Source organism: Comamonas testosteroni TK102, from assembly GCF_000739375.1.
In the GTDB taxonomy this organism is placed as follows: Bacteria; Pseudomonadota; Gammaproteobacteria; order Burkholderiales; family Burkholderiaceae_C; genus Comamonas; species Comamonas brasiliensis.
Genome location: NZ_CP006704.1, coordinates 364,367 through 376,996, shown reverse-complemented (window position 1 = coordinate 376,996; position 12,630 = coordinate 364,367). Strand labels below are relative to the sequence as shown.

The 12,630-nt window shown below is 61.6% G+C and carries 16 protein-coding genes; 5 read left to right on the top strand and 11 right to left on the bottom strand.

Annotation, left to right across the window (positions count from 1 at the left end; genetic code table 11):
• The first annotated feature begins 25 nt into the window (after positions 1-25).
• The gene (locus O987_RS01735) at positions 26-892 is read left to right on the top strand and encodes a c-type cytochrome (RefSeq protein ID WP_003059347.1); all 867 of its coding nucleotides are present in this window, start codon (positions 26-28) and stop codon (positions 890-892) included.
• Positions 893-979: 87 nt separating this feature from the next.
• On the opposite strand, the gene O987_RS01730 is transcribed toward O987_RS01735, so the two are convergent.
• Genes O987_RS01730 through O987_RS01720 form a run of 3 tightly spaced genes read right to left on the bottom strand, consistent with a single transcriptional unit; the run spans position 980 to position 3,290 of the window.
• Positions 980-1,537 (bottom strand): DUF2946 family protein, encoded by a 558-nt coding sequence (locus O987_RS01730; protein WP_003059349.1) that lies wholly within the window; start codon positions 1,535-1,537, stop codon positions 980-982.
• A gap of 29 nt (positions 1,538-1,566) precedes the next feature.
• Positions 1,567-2,538: a YheT family hydrolase gene (locus tag O987_RS01725; RefSeq protein ID WP_003059351.1), complete on the bottom strand. Its 972-nt coding sequence runs from the start codon at positions 2,536-2,538 to the stop codon at positions 1,567-1,569.
• Positions 2,535-3,290, bottom strand: coding sequence for a hypothetical protein (locus O987_RS01720; protein WP_043370622.1), 756 nt, complete (start codon positions 3,288-3,290; stop codon positions 2,535-2,537). The genes O987_RS01725 and O987_RS01720 overlap by 4 nt, the downstream gene beginning before the upstream one ends.
• 115 nt (positions 3,291-3,405) lie before the next feature.
• Between O987_RS01720 and O987_RS01715 the strand changes: the two genes are divergently transcribed.
• From O987_RS01715 to O987_RS01705, 3 genes are all read left to right on the top strand, one after another.
• Complete coding sequence (locus O987_RS01715) at positions 3,406-4,023, top strand: LemA family protein (RefSeq protein WP_003059354.1); 618 nt, start codon at positions 3,406-3,408, stop codon at positions 4,021-4,023.
• Positions 4,024-4,107: 84 nt separating this feature from the next.
• Complete coding sequence (locus O987_RS01710) at positions 4,108-4,977, top strand: TPM domain-containing protein (RefSeq protein WP_043376012.1); 870 nt, start codon at positions 4,108-4,110, stop codon at positions 4,975-4,977.
• 1 nt (position 4,978) lies between these two features.
• Positions 4,979-5,518: a TPM domain-containing protein gene (locus O987_RS01705; RefSeq protein ID WP_003059358.1), complete on the top strand. Its 540-nt coding sequence runs from the start codon at positions 4,979-4,981 to the stop codon at positions 5,516-5,518.
• Between the two features lie 44 nt (positions 5,519-5,562).
• On the opposite strand, the gene O987_RS01700 is transcribed toward O987_RS01705, so the two are convergent.
• A complete protein-coding gene (locus O987_RS01700; protein WP_235214237.1) occupies positions 5,563-6,219 on the bottom strand; it encodes a DUF1294 domain-containing protein in 657 nt (218 codons plus the stop codon).
• 159 nt (positions 6,220-6,378) lie between these two features.
• Here O987_RS01700 and O987_RS01695 point away from each other — a divergent pair, with 159 nt between their 5' ends.
• Complete coding sequence (locus tag O987_RS01695; RefSeq protein ID WP_003059362.1) at positions 6,379-6,648, top strand: hypothetical protein; 270 nt, start codon at positions 6,379-6,381, stop codon at positions 6,646-6,648.
• A gap of 154 nt (positions 6,649-6,802) precedes the next feature.
• On the opposite strand, the gene O987_RS01690 is transcribed toward O987_RS01695, so the two are convergent.
• The 7 genes from O987_RS01690 to atpE form a co-directional block, all read right to left on the bottom strand.
• Positions 6,803-7,219, bottom strand: coding sequence for a F0F1 ATP synthase subunit epsilon (locus O987_RS01690; RefSeq protein ID WP_003059364.1), 417 nt, complete (start codon positions 7,217-7,219; stop codon positions 6,803-6,805).
• Positions 7,220-7,371: 152 nt separating this feature from the next.
• Positions 7,372-8,781 (bottom strand): F0F1 ATP synthase subunit beta, encoded by a 1,410-nt coding sequence (gene atpD, locus O987_RS01685; RefSeq protein WP_043370619.1) that lies wholly within the window; start codon positions 8,779-8,781, stop codon positions 7,372-7,374.
• Positions 8,782-8,815: 34 nt separating this feature from the next.
• Positions 8,816-9,682 carry a F0F1 ATP synthase subunit gamma gene (gene atpG / locus O987_RS01680; RefSeq protein ID WP_003059369.1) on the bottom strand — a complete coding sequence of 289 codons (867 nt, stop codon included), beginning with the start codon at positions 9,680-9,682 and terminating at the stop codon, positions 8,816-8,818.
• Positions 9,683-9,700: 18 nt separating this feature from the next.
• Positions 9,701-11,260, bottom strand: a complete 1,560-nt coding sequence (gene atpA / locus O987_RS01675) for a F0F1 ATP synthase subunit alpha (RefSeq protein ID WP_003059371.1) — start codon at positions 11,258-11,260, stop codon at positions 9,701-9,703.
• A gap of 45 nt (positions 11,261-11,305) precedes the next feature.
• Complete coding sequence (locus O987_RS01670) at positions 11,306-11,845, bottom strand: F0F1 ATP synthase subunit delta (protein ID WP_043370617.1); 540 nt, start codon at positions 11,843-11,845, stop codon at positions 11,306-11,308.
• A 12-nt stretch (positions 11,846-11,857) separates the two neighbouring features.
• Positions 11,858-12,328 (bottom strand): F0F1 ATP synthase subunit B, encoded by a 471-nt coding sequence (locus O987_RS01665; RefSeq protein ID WP_003059375.1) that lies wholly within the window; start codon positions 12,326-12,328, stop codon positions 11,858-11,860.
• A gap of 35 nt (positions 12,329-12,363) precedes the next feature.
• A complete protein-coding gene (gene atpE, locus O987_RS01660) occupies positions 12,364-12,615 on the bottom strand; it encodes a F0F1 ATP synthase subunit C (protein WP_003059376.1) in 252 nt (83 codons plus the stop codon).
• Positions 12,616-12,630: the final 15 nt, after the last annotated feature.

The following is a 12,630-nucleotide window of genomic DNA, read 5'->3' as shown; positions in this document are numbered from 1 at the left end:
CCATCCCACGATCTCAGAGGACTTCATGAGCGAGCAACACCACGAAGAAGCCCATACCGGCCCCATTAAAAAACCCAAGCAGCTGCTGCTTGCCGTCTTCTTCTCGTTTGTGGTTCCCATCTTCGTCATCATCGGTCTGGTCAAGTTCGTGACCTCGTCCGACACCCCGGGTGCGGGCACAGGCAATGCCGAAATGGCCAAGGCCATGCGTCTGCAAAAAGTGGGAAGCGTGGAGATTCGCGACGCCAACCGCCCCCTGCGCGGCGGAGCGGAAGTCTTCAAGTCGCAATGCGCCGCCTGCCATGAGACCGGCACCGTCGGCGCCCCCAAATTCCAGGATGCAGCGGCCTGGGGTCCCCGCATCAAGCAGGGCCTGGAGACGCTGGTGCACTCTGCCCTGGCAGGCAAGGGGGCGATGGCGGCCCAGGGTGGCGGCGAATTCAATGACACGGAAATTGCCCGTGGCGTGGTCTATATGGCCAATGCGGCCGGAGGCAGCTTCCCCGAGCCACAGCCCGCAGCCGGTGGCGCCGCCGCAGGCGATGCGCCCGCTGCAACGGCTGCAGCCCCCGCAGCCGCTCCTGCTGCGGCTCCGGCCGCCGAAGCGGCACCGACACCTGCAGCCGCCCCGGCTCCCGCAGCAGCCGCCGCCTCCGATGCCGGCAAGAACCTCTACAACACCACCTGCATGGCCTGCCACGCCAGCGGCGTAGCCGGTGCTCCCAAGTTTGGCGACAAGGCTGCCTGGGCGCCTTTCATTGCCAAGGGCATGGACGATATGGTGCAGAAGGCCACCCAAGGCGTGGGTGCCATGCCTCCCAAGGGCGGCTCCACCGCATCGGATGCAGACTTCAAGGCCGCCATCCAGTACATGGTGGACGCAGCCAAGTAGGCACCCCTCTGCCCCGCAAAAGCCGGCTTGGGGCCGGTTTTGTTATTTTTTGGCCTCAAACCCTTTGCACACAAGCGCAAGCGGCTATCAAACTTGATAACCCTCAGGACTGGGCACAAAACCGAACTGCAACGGCAGCAAGGTGCTCTCGATCTCCTGCGCCTCGGGCAGCGCACCGCTATCCAGCGCATTGGCGGCATCCAGCATGTCCAGACTGTGCACCATGCCCAGACCTTGCGGCAGGGCCAGAAACAGCCGCCCCTGCTCGTCCAGCAGCACCTGATCCACCTGTTCGGCAGCCAGCTCCTGACCCGTATGACTGTGCAACTGCAAACCATGCTCCGCGTATCGCAGGCGCCATATCCACGGCGCACTCTCCAGTTCCACATACACGCGCTGCGGGCCGTTCTGAAAATACCAGCGACCATCTGCCTCGACCAGATAGTTGCGGCCGATGAACTCGGCCAGCTTGTCGTGCTGCAGCAAATTGCCCCTGGAGCCGGGCTTGCCGCTGGCAAACGCACCGCAGGCCTGCGCCTGCTCGTCCCTTAGCCACCACTGGCCGCGCGCATCCAGACCCAGCCAGCCACTGCAGGCCGGGACATTGGGCCACTTGCGCATGGCCTGTTTCACGATCTCATCCATCACTCATCTCCTGATTATTCGGCGGCCGCTCAGAGCCACTGCTCCAGCCATTCGGTCACCGCCAGCGGCATGGCCTGCACATGGGCCGGCCAGGCACCGCTGGCAAAACCCACATGCCCGCCATGCGGCGGCTGCCAAAGCTGGACAGAGGCGCTCACCTCGCTGGGCGTGGGCAGGCTGTGCTCCGGCACAAAGGGGTCGTTGCGCGCATTGAGCAACAGCAAAGGCACGGCCACCTGCTTGAGCAGCGGCTTTGCCGAGGCACGGATCCAGTAATCATCGGCATTCCTGAAGCCGTGGACTGGGCCGGTAAACACATCGTCGAAGTCATGCAGGGTACGAGCGCGCTGCAGCCGCCGCCTGTCGAACACACCTGGCGACCGCTGCCATTTGGCCAGCGCCTTGGGCACCAGGGTGCGCATGAACATGGGGGTGTAGATCCAGCGGTTCAGCCCGCGCCCCAGATTGACGCCGCCGGCCACCAGATCCAGCGGCGCACAGACCACCGCAGCGCCTTTGACGAGCTCTGCCGCAGCCTGCTGCTGGACTCCGGCCCAGCGTGCCAGAGCATTGCCACCCAGCGAGACCCCCATGGCCAGCAACCCGCCGCTCGCGCCTTGCTGCAGTCGGCGCAAGATCCAGTCCACCTCGTCCGAGTCGCCGGAGTGGTAGGCGCGCAGCAGGCGATTGGGCTCGCCGCTGCAGCCGCGAAAATGCGGTACGGCCAGATGCCAGCCACGCCGCGCACAGACCTGGGCCAGGGCCTTGGCATAGTGGCTGGAGGAAGAGCCTTCCAGACCATGAAACAGCACCAGTGTGGGAGCGCTTGCACTTGCCGGATGACTTGAAAAATCGATATCGATGAAATCGCCATCGGGCGTATCCCAGCGCTCACGCCGCCATGCCGGAGTCTGCGCTTCCCTGGCACAGAGTGCCGCCCAGATGGTCTGCATATGACCGCCCGGCTGCCACCAGGGCGCACGAAACTGCTCGAAATTCATGAAGACCCCAGCCAGCTGCGCAGCTCGGACTGCAGGCCATCCTTTTGCGCCGCGCGCCAGACCAGCTCCGGCGGTGCCACATGAATTCCTGGCGGCGCCTTGAGCAAGGCGGCCTCCACCAGACGGGCCACATGCATGGGCCGCACCGGGCGCTCCGCCTGCGGCAGCATATAGCTGAGCGCCGACAGCATGGTCTTTGCCGTGCGCTGCAGCCAATGGCCGGCAGCGGCTTTGTGCGCTTCCCTGGCCGAACGCACAAAAATCAGCCGCTCAAAACCCAGCGCGGCCACGCCTTGCTCATTGAGATTGGCCAGCCCCTGCTTCAGCGCCTGGGGCAGACTGCCCATATCGTGGGGCAGCACCACGGCAAGCGTCTGCACACCACAGCGCAGCATCCACTGCGCCAGTGCCTGCAGCTGCTCGGGCTGCGGCGTCCACAAGGCGCGCTCGCGCTGGTAGTAGGGGCGCGGTGGCTCGAACATGATGAGGCCCACATCGGCCTGCTGCACAGGCCATTGGCACACATCGTCATACTGCTGGGCGAGCAGCTCCATGCCACGCAGGCCCTGCACGTAAGGCTCGCGTGCCAGCACCTGGACCAGCGCGTAGTTCTGTGCGCCAACCACGCGGCTGAGCACCTCGTTGCCCAGCGGCCCCGTGGCCCCGGCCAGCAACAGGCGCGGCAAGGCCGCAGCTTTCGAGCCGGGACGCTGTGCGCCACGTAGAGCATCGAGTGGGGAAACAGTGGACATGATTGCAATGCTAGCGCTGCTGGACAGCGGACAGGGTGACAGGCCTTGCACGCACACGAACCGGGCAAGCCCTTATGCTATGGTTTCCGTCTCAACTTCGTGAATGGAAACACCCATGAAACGCTGGCTTCTGGCAATCGCAACCGCCGCCTCCATGCTCTCCCTCACGGGCTGCGGCTATAACGACTTTCAGCGTCTGGATGAAAAATCCAAGGCCGCCTGGAGCGAGGTGCTGAACCAGTACCAGCGCCGCTCGGACCTGATACCGAACATTGTCGCCACGGTCAAGGGCGAGGCCAACTTCGAACAGGAGACCCTGACCAGGGTGATCGAAGCACGCGCCAAGGCCACCTCGATCCAGGCCACGCCCGAGTTGATCAACAACCCCGAAGCCTTCAACAAGTTCCAGCAGGCTCAGGGCGAGATTTCCAGCGCGCTCTCGCGCCTGATGGTAGTGGCAGAACGCTATCCCGAGCTCAAGGCCAACCAGGCCTTCCGCGATCTGCGTGTGACGCTGGAGGGCACGGAAAATCGCATCACCGTGGCACGCAACGAATACATAGGCACGGTGCAGGCCTACAACGTGCTTGCGCGCAGCTTCCCCACCAATATCACGGCCAAGGTATTCAGCTACCAGGTCAAACCGACCTTCACGGTGCAGAACGAGGCCCAGATTTCCCAGCCACCGGCCGTTGACTTCTCCACACCCGCAGCGCCTGCCGGCAGCAAGTAATGGCGAGCACCGCTCTTGAAATTCATGCAAGAATCGCCTCAAGCCCTTATCTACAAAGCGCTTGCAGCTATTTTTTTTGCAAGCATGCTGCTGCTGTCGGCGCTGCCGGTCAGGGCGCAAGGCGGCGCAGGCGCTCAGCTGCAGCCCGTGCCCGAGCTGACAGCGCGCGTCATCGACCAGACCGGCACGCTGAGCCCCGGCGATCTGCAGTCCCTGAGCGAGCAACTCAAGAAGCTGGAGGATGAGACCGGCGCCCAGGTCGCCGTGCTCATGGTCGCCACCACGGCCCCGGAAGACATTGCAGCCTATGCCTGGCGCGTAGCCAGCAGCTGGAGGCTGGGACGCAAGGACATAGGCGATGGCTCTCTCATCGTCGTGGCCAAGAACGACAGGCGCATGCGCATCGAGGTGGCGCGCAAGCTCGAAGGCGCCATCCCCGACATCCAGGCCGCACGCATCATCGATGGCGCCATGAAGCCCCGCTTTCGCGCCGACGACTATGCAGGCGGACTCTCGACCGCCATCGAGCAGATGAGTCTGCTGATTCATGGCGAGAAGCTGCCCGCGCCGCAGTCCGGGGCGCGCAAGTCGGGCCCATCCTGGTCCGAAAATCTGGACTTTCTGCTTCCGCTGCTGTTTTTCGGCTTTCCGATCGGGATTGCCGTCGCCCGCGCCATCTTCGGCCGCGTGCTGGGTTCGCTGATCATTGGAGGCATTGCCGGGACGGCCGCTTATGTGATCACCACCAGCCTGTTGATCGCAGGCGTGGCTGGCTTTGTGGGCCTGATCTTCACCCTGCTCTCCAACCTCTCGCGTGGCGGGGGCGGACCGTATATCAGTACCGACGGCGGCGGCTGGAGCAGCGGCAGCGGAGGAGGCTTCAGCTCTGGGGGCGGTTTCAGCTCCGGTGGCGGCGGCAGCTTTGGTGGCGGTGGCGCCTCGGGGGACTGGTGAAATGAGCAATATCTTCCAACGCCTGGCACGCCTGGTGCGACATCGCTGGGCCGAACGGCATCTGCGCAAGGCCTTGCCGCCTGCCACGCTCAAGGAGCTGGAATTGCTGATCGCCAAAAGCGAGCTGGGCCACACCGGCCAGGTCCGTATCTGCGTCGAGGCCGGCCTGCCCTGGAGCTATATCTGGCGCGATGCCACTGCGCGCCAGCGCGCGCTCTCGCAGTTCGCCAAGCTCCATGTCTGGGACACGGAGCACAACAACGGTGCCCTCATCTACCTGCTGCTGGCCGACCATGCCATAGAGATCGTGGCCGATCGCGCCCTGGACCGCACCATGAACGCCGAGCAATGGCAAACGCTGATCAGCGATATGCAATCCGCCTTCCAGGGCGGGCATTTCAGCGTGGGTCTGGTTTCGGCACTGGAGCGTGTCAACCGGCAGCTGCAGGCGCATTTTCCGCGCAAGTCCGCAGCCAACACGCAGCGCAACCTGTCCGATGCGCCCGTGGTCCAAAGGCATCTGCCGGGCCGCAACCGCTGATCCGGTTCTGCAGCCGCATGCGCCGGCTGCAGACCGCATAAGCCTCAGGCCAGCACATGTCGCCCGTACGGCGAACACAGCCAGAGCACGGCCGCCACATTGATCAGGACCATGAGCCAGAACTGCAGCTGAAAGCTGGTCTTGCTGCTTTTGTGGCGCAGCCACTGCTGAGCCAGCAGGGCTCCGGGCCAGCCTCCGGCCAGCGCCATGGTCTGCAGCGTTTTTTCCGGCGTGCGCCACTGCCCCTTCTGGGCGGCCCATTTGTCCTGCCAGTAGGCCATGAAGGTCAGCATGCTCAGGCCCGCATAGACCAGCCAGAGGATGCCCGGCACGCCCCAGATCACGGCGGCGGCCAGCATCAGCAGCAGCCAGGTCAGCAACACGCCATAGCTGAAGCCACTGGAGGCATGCCAGCCCTGAGATGCCGCAAGCGAGGACTGCAAACGCCCTGCAGACGGGCTGTTGCGCCGCGCCAGAGATGACCGGGCCTGAGTCACCGAACCGCCAGCGCGCCATGCAACCTGAAGCGCACGCTTTCTGCCCTGCTCCATGCCGACGGCAAACTCCAGTCGCAGGCCGGGCTGGGGACGCTGCTCTGCGGGCGGGCGCGGCTCAAAAGCACTGATATGGACAAACAGGCGCTCGCCACCGCCATCGGCCTCTATCCAGCCAAAGCCACGTTCGTCATTCCATTGCGTCAAGGTACCGCTGTAGCGCATCTACGTCCTTTGTTGTTTTTGACACCGCGAAAAGGGCCGGCGAGGCAAAAAGCAGGCGGGTCCCGTCCAGAAAAAACCTTTTCCCTCGCATGGCTGTGTTAGTTTTGGGGCAGCCGTATTTTCTTAAGAAAGCACTCAAGCATGCAGAAATCCCTGTTCTCTCTGGCCGTCATCAGCTCTGCCCTGGCACTGAGCGCCTGCTCCTCCATCAGCCCCAGAGGCGCTGAAGCACCGGCTGAATACGACTACGCACTCAGCTGCAAGCTCAAGGAAGATGACCCCAAGAAGTGCGAGGCCCAGATTCGCGCTCTCTGCGAAGACCCCAGCAAGGCCGTGGTGCGCAAATCGCGCCATGTGGACCCCAAGGACAACTCTGTGGTCTACGGCTATCAGGCCGCCTGCAACGGCTAAGCCCTGCAGCACTCCGAAATACCGAGTATTGCGCGCCTTGCCCTCCGAGGTATCAAGTGCGATGCGCCTGAACCTCAAGGATGCACAGGCATGAAAAAGCCACCGCATGCGGTGGCTTTTCTTTGCTGATGCAGGTGCTCCAGGGCACCAGACATCAACGCTTCTGGCGGTACTTGCGCAGAGCGGCAATCTGAGCTGCCATGACGGCCAGCTCGGACTGTGCACGAGCGATATCCAGCTCGCCCTTGGCGTTCTTCAGGGCTTCCTCAGCGGCAGCCTTGGCCTTTTGCGCCTTTTCATCGTCCAGATCCTTGCCGCGGATGGCGGTGTCGGACAGCACGGTCACGCAGTTGGGTTGCACTTCCAAAATGCCACCGGCCACGAAGACGAACTCTTCGCTGCCATCAGGCATTTCGATGCGCACCGAACCCGGCTTGATGCGGGTGATCAGCGGTGTGTGGCGGGGATAAATGCCCAGCTCGCCCGCTTCGCCGGGCAAGGCGACAAAGCGCGCTTCACCGGAGAAGATGGACTCTTCGGCACTGACCACATCAACGTGGATGGTGTTCATCTTTGCTCCTTGGAAAAGGTTAAAACTGGTCCTGAAACTTGCACACCCCAAGCCATAGACGCCGAGCAAGGGCCGCCCCGCAGCGAGGGCGTCGTCCCCCTCCCGAAGAGAGAGGGGGAGGCGGCGTTAGCCGCTCAGGGGGTGAAAGTCCGTTAGGCTGCCAGCTTCTTGGCCTTCTCGAAGGCTTCGTCGATGGTACCAACCATGTAGAAAGCCTGTTCGGGCAGGTGGTCGGCTTCGCCATTCACGATCATCTTGAAGCCACGAATGGTTTCAGACAGGGGAACGTACTTGCCGGGAGCGCCGGTGAACACTTCAGCCACATGGAAAGGCTGCGACAGGAAACGCTGCATCTTACGAGCGCGGGACACGACCAGCTTGTCTTCGGGAGCCAGCTCGTCCATACCCAGAATCGCGATGATGTCGCGCAGTTCCTTGTAGCGCTGCAGCGTACCTTGCACTTGGCGAGCCACCTTGTAGTGCTCTTCGCCAACCACTTGGGGGTCCAGCTGACGGCTGGTGGAGTCCAGCGGGTCCACGGCGGGGTAGATACCCAGCGAAGCGATGTCACGGGACAGCACCACGGTGGAATCCAAGTGAGCAAAGGTCGTGGCTGGCGAGGGGTCGGTCAAGTCATCGGCTGGCACGTAAACGGCCTGGATGGAAGTGATCGAGCCCACCTTGGTGGAGGTGATACGCTCTTGCAGCTTACCCATTTCTTCAGCCAGGGTAGGCTGGTAGCCCACGGCGGAAGGCATACGGCCCAGCAGAGCGGACACTTCGGTACCGGCCAGTGTGTAGCGGTAGATGTTGTCCACGAAGAACAGCACGTCCTTGCCTTCGTCACGGAAAGCTTCGGCCATGGTCAGACCGGTCAGCGCAACGCGCAGACGGTTTCCTGGAGGCTCGTTCATCTGACCGTAAACCATGGCAACCTTGGATTCGTTCAGGTTGGCCTGGTTCACAACGCCGGCATCCGACATTTCGTGATAGAAGTCATTGCCTTCACGGGTACGTTCACCCACACCGGCAAACACCGACAGACCACCGTGGCCCTTGGCGATGTTGTTGATGAGCTCCATCATGTTCACGGTCTTGCCCACGCCGGCGCCACCGAACAGACCCACCTTGCCGCCCTTGGCGAAAGGAGAGATCAGGTCAATCACCTTGATGCCGGTTTCCAGCAGTTCCTGCGAAGGCGACAGTTCGTCGTATGCAGGAGCCTTGCGGTGGATGGGGGCAGTCAGTGTCTGGTCCACATCGCCGCGCTCGTCGATGGGGTTGCCCAGCACGTCCATGATACGACCCAGCGTCGCCTTGCCCACGGGCACGGTGATGGGGTTGCCGGTGTTGGTGACCATCAGACCACGCTTGAGGCCGTCGGAAGAACCCAGGGCAATGGTACGCACCACGCCGTCGCCCAGCTGCTGCTGAACTTCCAGGGTCAGGGCCGTACCTTCCAGCTTCAAGGCGTCATACACCTTGGGCACCTGGCCGTGGGCAAACTCCACGTCCACCACGGCGCCGATACATTGAACAATCTTGCCTTGTACTTGAGCCATTTTTTGCTCCAATCTGTTTGTTCGTTAAAGCCGTTTACACAGCGGCTGCGCCTGCCACGATTTCCGACAACTCGGTCGTAATCGCTGCCTGACGCGTCTTGTTGTAGACCAGCTTCAACTCGCTGATGACGTTGCCGGCGTTGTCGGTAGCGGCCTTCATGGCCACCATGCGCGCCGATTGCTCGGACGCCATGTTTTCCGCAACTGCCTGGTACACGAGGGACTCCACGTAACGAACCAGCAGTTCGTCGATGACGCTCTGAGCGTCGGGCTCGTAGATGTATTCCCAGGATGCACCCGTCTTCTCGGCTTGCAATTTTTCGGACGACAGGGGGAGCAGTTGCTCCACCACCGATTCCTGCTTCATGGTGTTGATGAACTTGGTGTACGCCAGGTACACCGCGCTCAACTTGCCTTCAGCATATTGGTCCAGCAACACCTTGACAGGCCCGATGAGCTTGTCGAGGTGAGGCGTGTCGCCCAAGCCTGTAGCGTGAGAGACCACCTTGGCACCGACACGGTTCAGAAAACCCAGTCCCTTGCCGCCAATGGCCACCGCTTCTGTCGCAATGCCCGCATCCTGCTGTTCGCGCAACTTGTTGGTGACGACACGCAACACGTTGGTGTTCATGCCGCCGCACAAACCCTTGTCGGTCGTCACCACAATGACGCCGACCTTCTTGGCATCGCTCACTTGCATGAACGGATGCACATATTCAGGGTTGGCTTCGCCAAGATGGGCTGCAATGTTGCGGATTTTTTCGCTGTATGGACGGGCAGCCAGCATCCGGTCCTGCGCCTTGCGCATTTTGGATGCAGCCACCATTTCCATGGCTTTGGTGATCTTCTTGGTGTTTTCCACCGATTTGATCTTGCCGCGTATTTCCTTACCTGCTGCCATGATGACTCCTCGCCGGTATTAAGCGAAGGACTTCTTGAATGCAGTAATGGCTGCAGTCAGTTCAGCTTCGTCCTTGCCTTCCTTGTCGAAAGCACGCTTTTCGTTCAGACGGTCCAGCAGAGCGCCGTGGCTGGTCTTCAGGAACTGGTGCAGACCAGACTCGAAGGGCAGCACTTGCTTGACTTCGATGTCGTCCATGAAACCCTTGTTCACTGCGAACAGCGAAGAAGCCATCAGAGCGGTCGACAGAGGAGAGTACTGAGCCTGCTTGAGCAGTTCGGTCACGCGGGCACCGCGGTCCAGCTGCTTGCGGGTTGCCTCGTCCAGGTCGGAAGCGAACTGCGCGAAGGCAGCCAGTTCACGGTACTGAGCCAGGTCGGTACGGATACCGCCGGACAGGCCCTTCACCACCTTGGTCTGAGCGGAACCACCCACGCGGGACACCGAGATACCGGCGTTGATAGCGGGACGGATACCGGCGTTGAACAGGCTGGTTTCCAGGAAGATCTGGCCGTCAGTAATCGAAATCACGTTCGTGGGAACGAAAGCGGACACGTCGCCAGCTTGTGTTTCGATGATAGGCAGAGCGGTCAGAGAACCGGTCTTGCCCTTGACTTCGCCCTTGGTGAAGGCTTCGACGTAGTCGGCGTTCACGCGAGCGGCACGCTCCAGCAGGCGGCTGTGGAGATAGAACACGTCGCCGGGGAAAGCTTCACGTCCGGGAGGACGACGCAGCAGCAGCGAAACCTGACGGTAGGCCACAGCCTGCTTGGACAGATCGTCATAAACGATCAGAGCATCTTCACCGCGATCGCGGAAGTATTCGCCCATCGTGCAGCCGGAGTAGGCCGACACGTACTGCATAGCTGCCGATTCGGAAGCGGTAGCGGCCACGACGATGGTGTAGTCCATCGCGCCAGCTTGCTCCAGAGCGCGCACCACGTTCTTGATCGAAGATGCCTTCTGACCAATAGCGACGTAGATACAGGTAACGCCCTGGCCCTTCTGGTTGATGATGGCGTCGATAGCGACAGCCGTCTTGCCAGTCTGACGGTCACCAATGATCAGTTCACGCTGACCACGGCCCACGGGAACCATGGAGTCGATGGACTTGATACCGGTCTGCAGAGGCTGATCCACGGATTGACGTGCGATCACGCCAGGAGCGACCTTCTCGATCACGTCCGTCATCTTGGCGTTGATGGGGCCCTTGCCGTCGATAGGCTGACCCAGGGCGTTCACCACGCGGCCGACCAGTTCTGGGCCCACGGGCACTTCCAGAATACGGCCGGTGCACTTGACGGTGTTGCCTTCTGCGATGTGCTCGTAAGCACCCAGAATCACGGCGCCCACGGAGTCGCGCTCCAGGTTCAGAGCCAGGCCGTAAGTGGGTTGACCGTCGGCGCCTGCGGGGAATTCCAGCATTTCGCCAGCCATCACGTCCGACAGGCCGTGCACGCGCACGATACCGTCAGTCACCGACACCACGGTGCCTTGGTTACGGACGTCAGTGCTAGCAGCCAGCCCTTCGATGCGGCTCTTGATCAGTTCAGAAATTTCTGCGGGATTGAGTTGCATGACTCTTTCCTTCTTTCTTGTGTGTTAGCCGAGACCTCAAGCGCATTACGCGGTGAGGGCCGCTTTCATTTGTTCCAGACGGGCCTTGACGGAGGTGTCCAGCACCTCGTCGCCCACCACGACGCGAACGCCACCGATCAGCGATTCATCGAGCTTCACGGTGAGATTCAGCTTGCGGCCAAAGCGCTTTTGCAGCGTGGCGCCAAGCTCGGCCAGCGCTGCATCCTCAATCGGGAAAGCGCTGTACACCACGGCATCCGAAGAGCCGCTCTTGCTGTTCACGAGGCTGCGGAACTGGGCTGCCACTTCAGGCAGCACGTCCAGACGGCCGTTTTCGAGGACCACATGCAGGAAGTTGCGTGCGGACTCGGGCAATGCCGACTTGGCCACACCCGTGACGAGATCGAACACTTGCGCGTCGCTCACGTTCGGGTTGTCGGCCAGTTGGCGCAATTGCGGGTTGGCGGCAATCGCCGCCAATTCCTCCACCCAAGCGACAGTGCTGTTCAAGTCTGCGCCCTTGTCGACACAGGCTTTGAACAATGCTTCGGCGTAAGGGCGGGCAATGGTGGCGAGTTCTGCCATTTTTTGCTTTCCTTACAGCTCTGTCTTCAGGCGGTTCAGCAGATCAGCGTGGATACCGGCATTGACTTCCTTCTTCAGGATCTGCTCGGCACCCTTGACGGCCAGCGCTGCCACTTGCTCACGCAGGGCTTCACGGGCAGCAATGGCTTGCTGGTCAGCTTCAGCGCGGGCAGCAGCAACAATCTTGTTGCCTTCTTCTGTCGCGCGGGCCTTGGCTTCTTCAATGATGGCCTGGGCGCGGCGTTCGGCGTCCGCAAGCCGCGAAGCTGTTTCGTTGCGCGTCTGGGCCAATTCCTGCTCGACGCGCTTGTTGACAGCGGTCAGTTCGGTCTTGGCCTTGTCGGCAGCAGCGAGGCCATCGGCGATTTTCTGGGCTCGCTCATCCAGTGCCTTCGCGATCGGGGGCCACACGAACTTCATCGTGAACAGCGCCAGAACCAGGAAAACACCAAGCTGAACGAACAGGGTCGCGTTAATACTCACGGCAACACCTTTCTATTTAGGGCGTTGAACGGAGCTTAGGCAACCAGTTGGAAGGGGTTGGCGAAGGCGAACAGCAGAGCGATAGCCACACCGATCAGGAAGGCGGCGTCGATCAGACCAGCCAAGATGAACATCTTGGTTTGCAGTTCGTTGATCAGCTCAGGCTGACGTGCCGAGGATTCCAGGAACTTGCCACCCATCAGAGCGATACCGATCGAAGCGCCGATAGCGCCCAGACCAACAATCAGACCACAAGCCAGAGCGACGAGACCGAGAACGTTTTCCATGATGACTCCTAGGGA

Coding starts and splice junctions, on each gene's coding strand:
- O987_RS01730 (WP_003059349.1), bottom strand. CDS start 1,537: ATGGATGAGATCGTGAAACAGGCCATGCGCAAGTGGCCCAATGTCCCG.
- O987_RS01705 (WP_003059358.1), top strand. CDS start 4,979: ATGAGCAATATCTTCCAACGCCTGGCACGCCTGGTGCGACATCGCTGG.
- atpE (WP_003059376.1), bottom strand. CDS start 12,615: ATGGAAAACGTTCTCGGTCTCGTCGCTCTGGCTTGTGGTCTGATTGTT.
- O987_RS01715 (WP_003059354.1), top strand. CDS start 3,406: ATGAAACGCTGGCTTCTGGCAATCGCAACCGCCGCCTCCATGCTCTCC.
- O987_RS01725 (WP_003059351.1), bottom strand. CDS start 2,538: ATGAATTTCGAGCAGTTTCGTGCGCCCTGGTGGCAGCCGGGCGGTCAT.
- O987_RS01690 (WP_003059364.1), bottom strand. CDS start 7,219: ATGAACACCATCCACGTTGATGTGGTCAGTGCCGAAGAGTCCATCTTC.
- O987_RS01735 (WP_003059347.1), top strand. CDS start 26: ATGAGCGAGCAACACCACGAAGAAGCCCATACCGGCCCCATTAAAAAA.
- O987_RS01695 (WP_003059362.1), top strand. CDS start 6,379: ATGCAGAAATCCCTGTTCTCTCTGGCCGTCATCAGCTCTGCCCTGGCA.
- atpD (WP_043370619.1), bottom strand. CDS start 8,781: ATGGCTCAAGTACAAGGCAAGATTGTTCAATGTATCGGCGCCGTGGTG.
- atpA (WP_003059371.1), bottom strand. CDS start 11,260: ATGCAACTCAATCCCGCAGAAATTTCTGAACTGATCAAGAGCCGCATC.
- O987_RS01670 (WP_043370617.1), bottom strand. CDS start 11,845: ATGGCAGAACTCGCCACCATTGCCCGCCCTTACGCCGAAGCATTGTTC.
- atpG (WP_003059369.1), bottom strand. CDS start 9,682: ATGGCAGCAGGTAAGGAAATACGCGGCAAGATCAAATCGGTGGAAAAC.
- O987_RS01710 (WP_043376012.1), top strand. CDS start 4,108: ATGCTGCTGCTGTCGGCGCTGCCGGTCAGGGCGCAAGGCGGCGCAGGC.
- O987_RS01720 (WP_043370622.1), bottom strand. CDS start 3,290: ATGTCCACTGTTTCCCCACTCGATGCTCTACGTGGCGCACAGCGTCCC.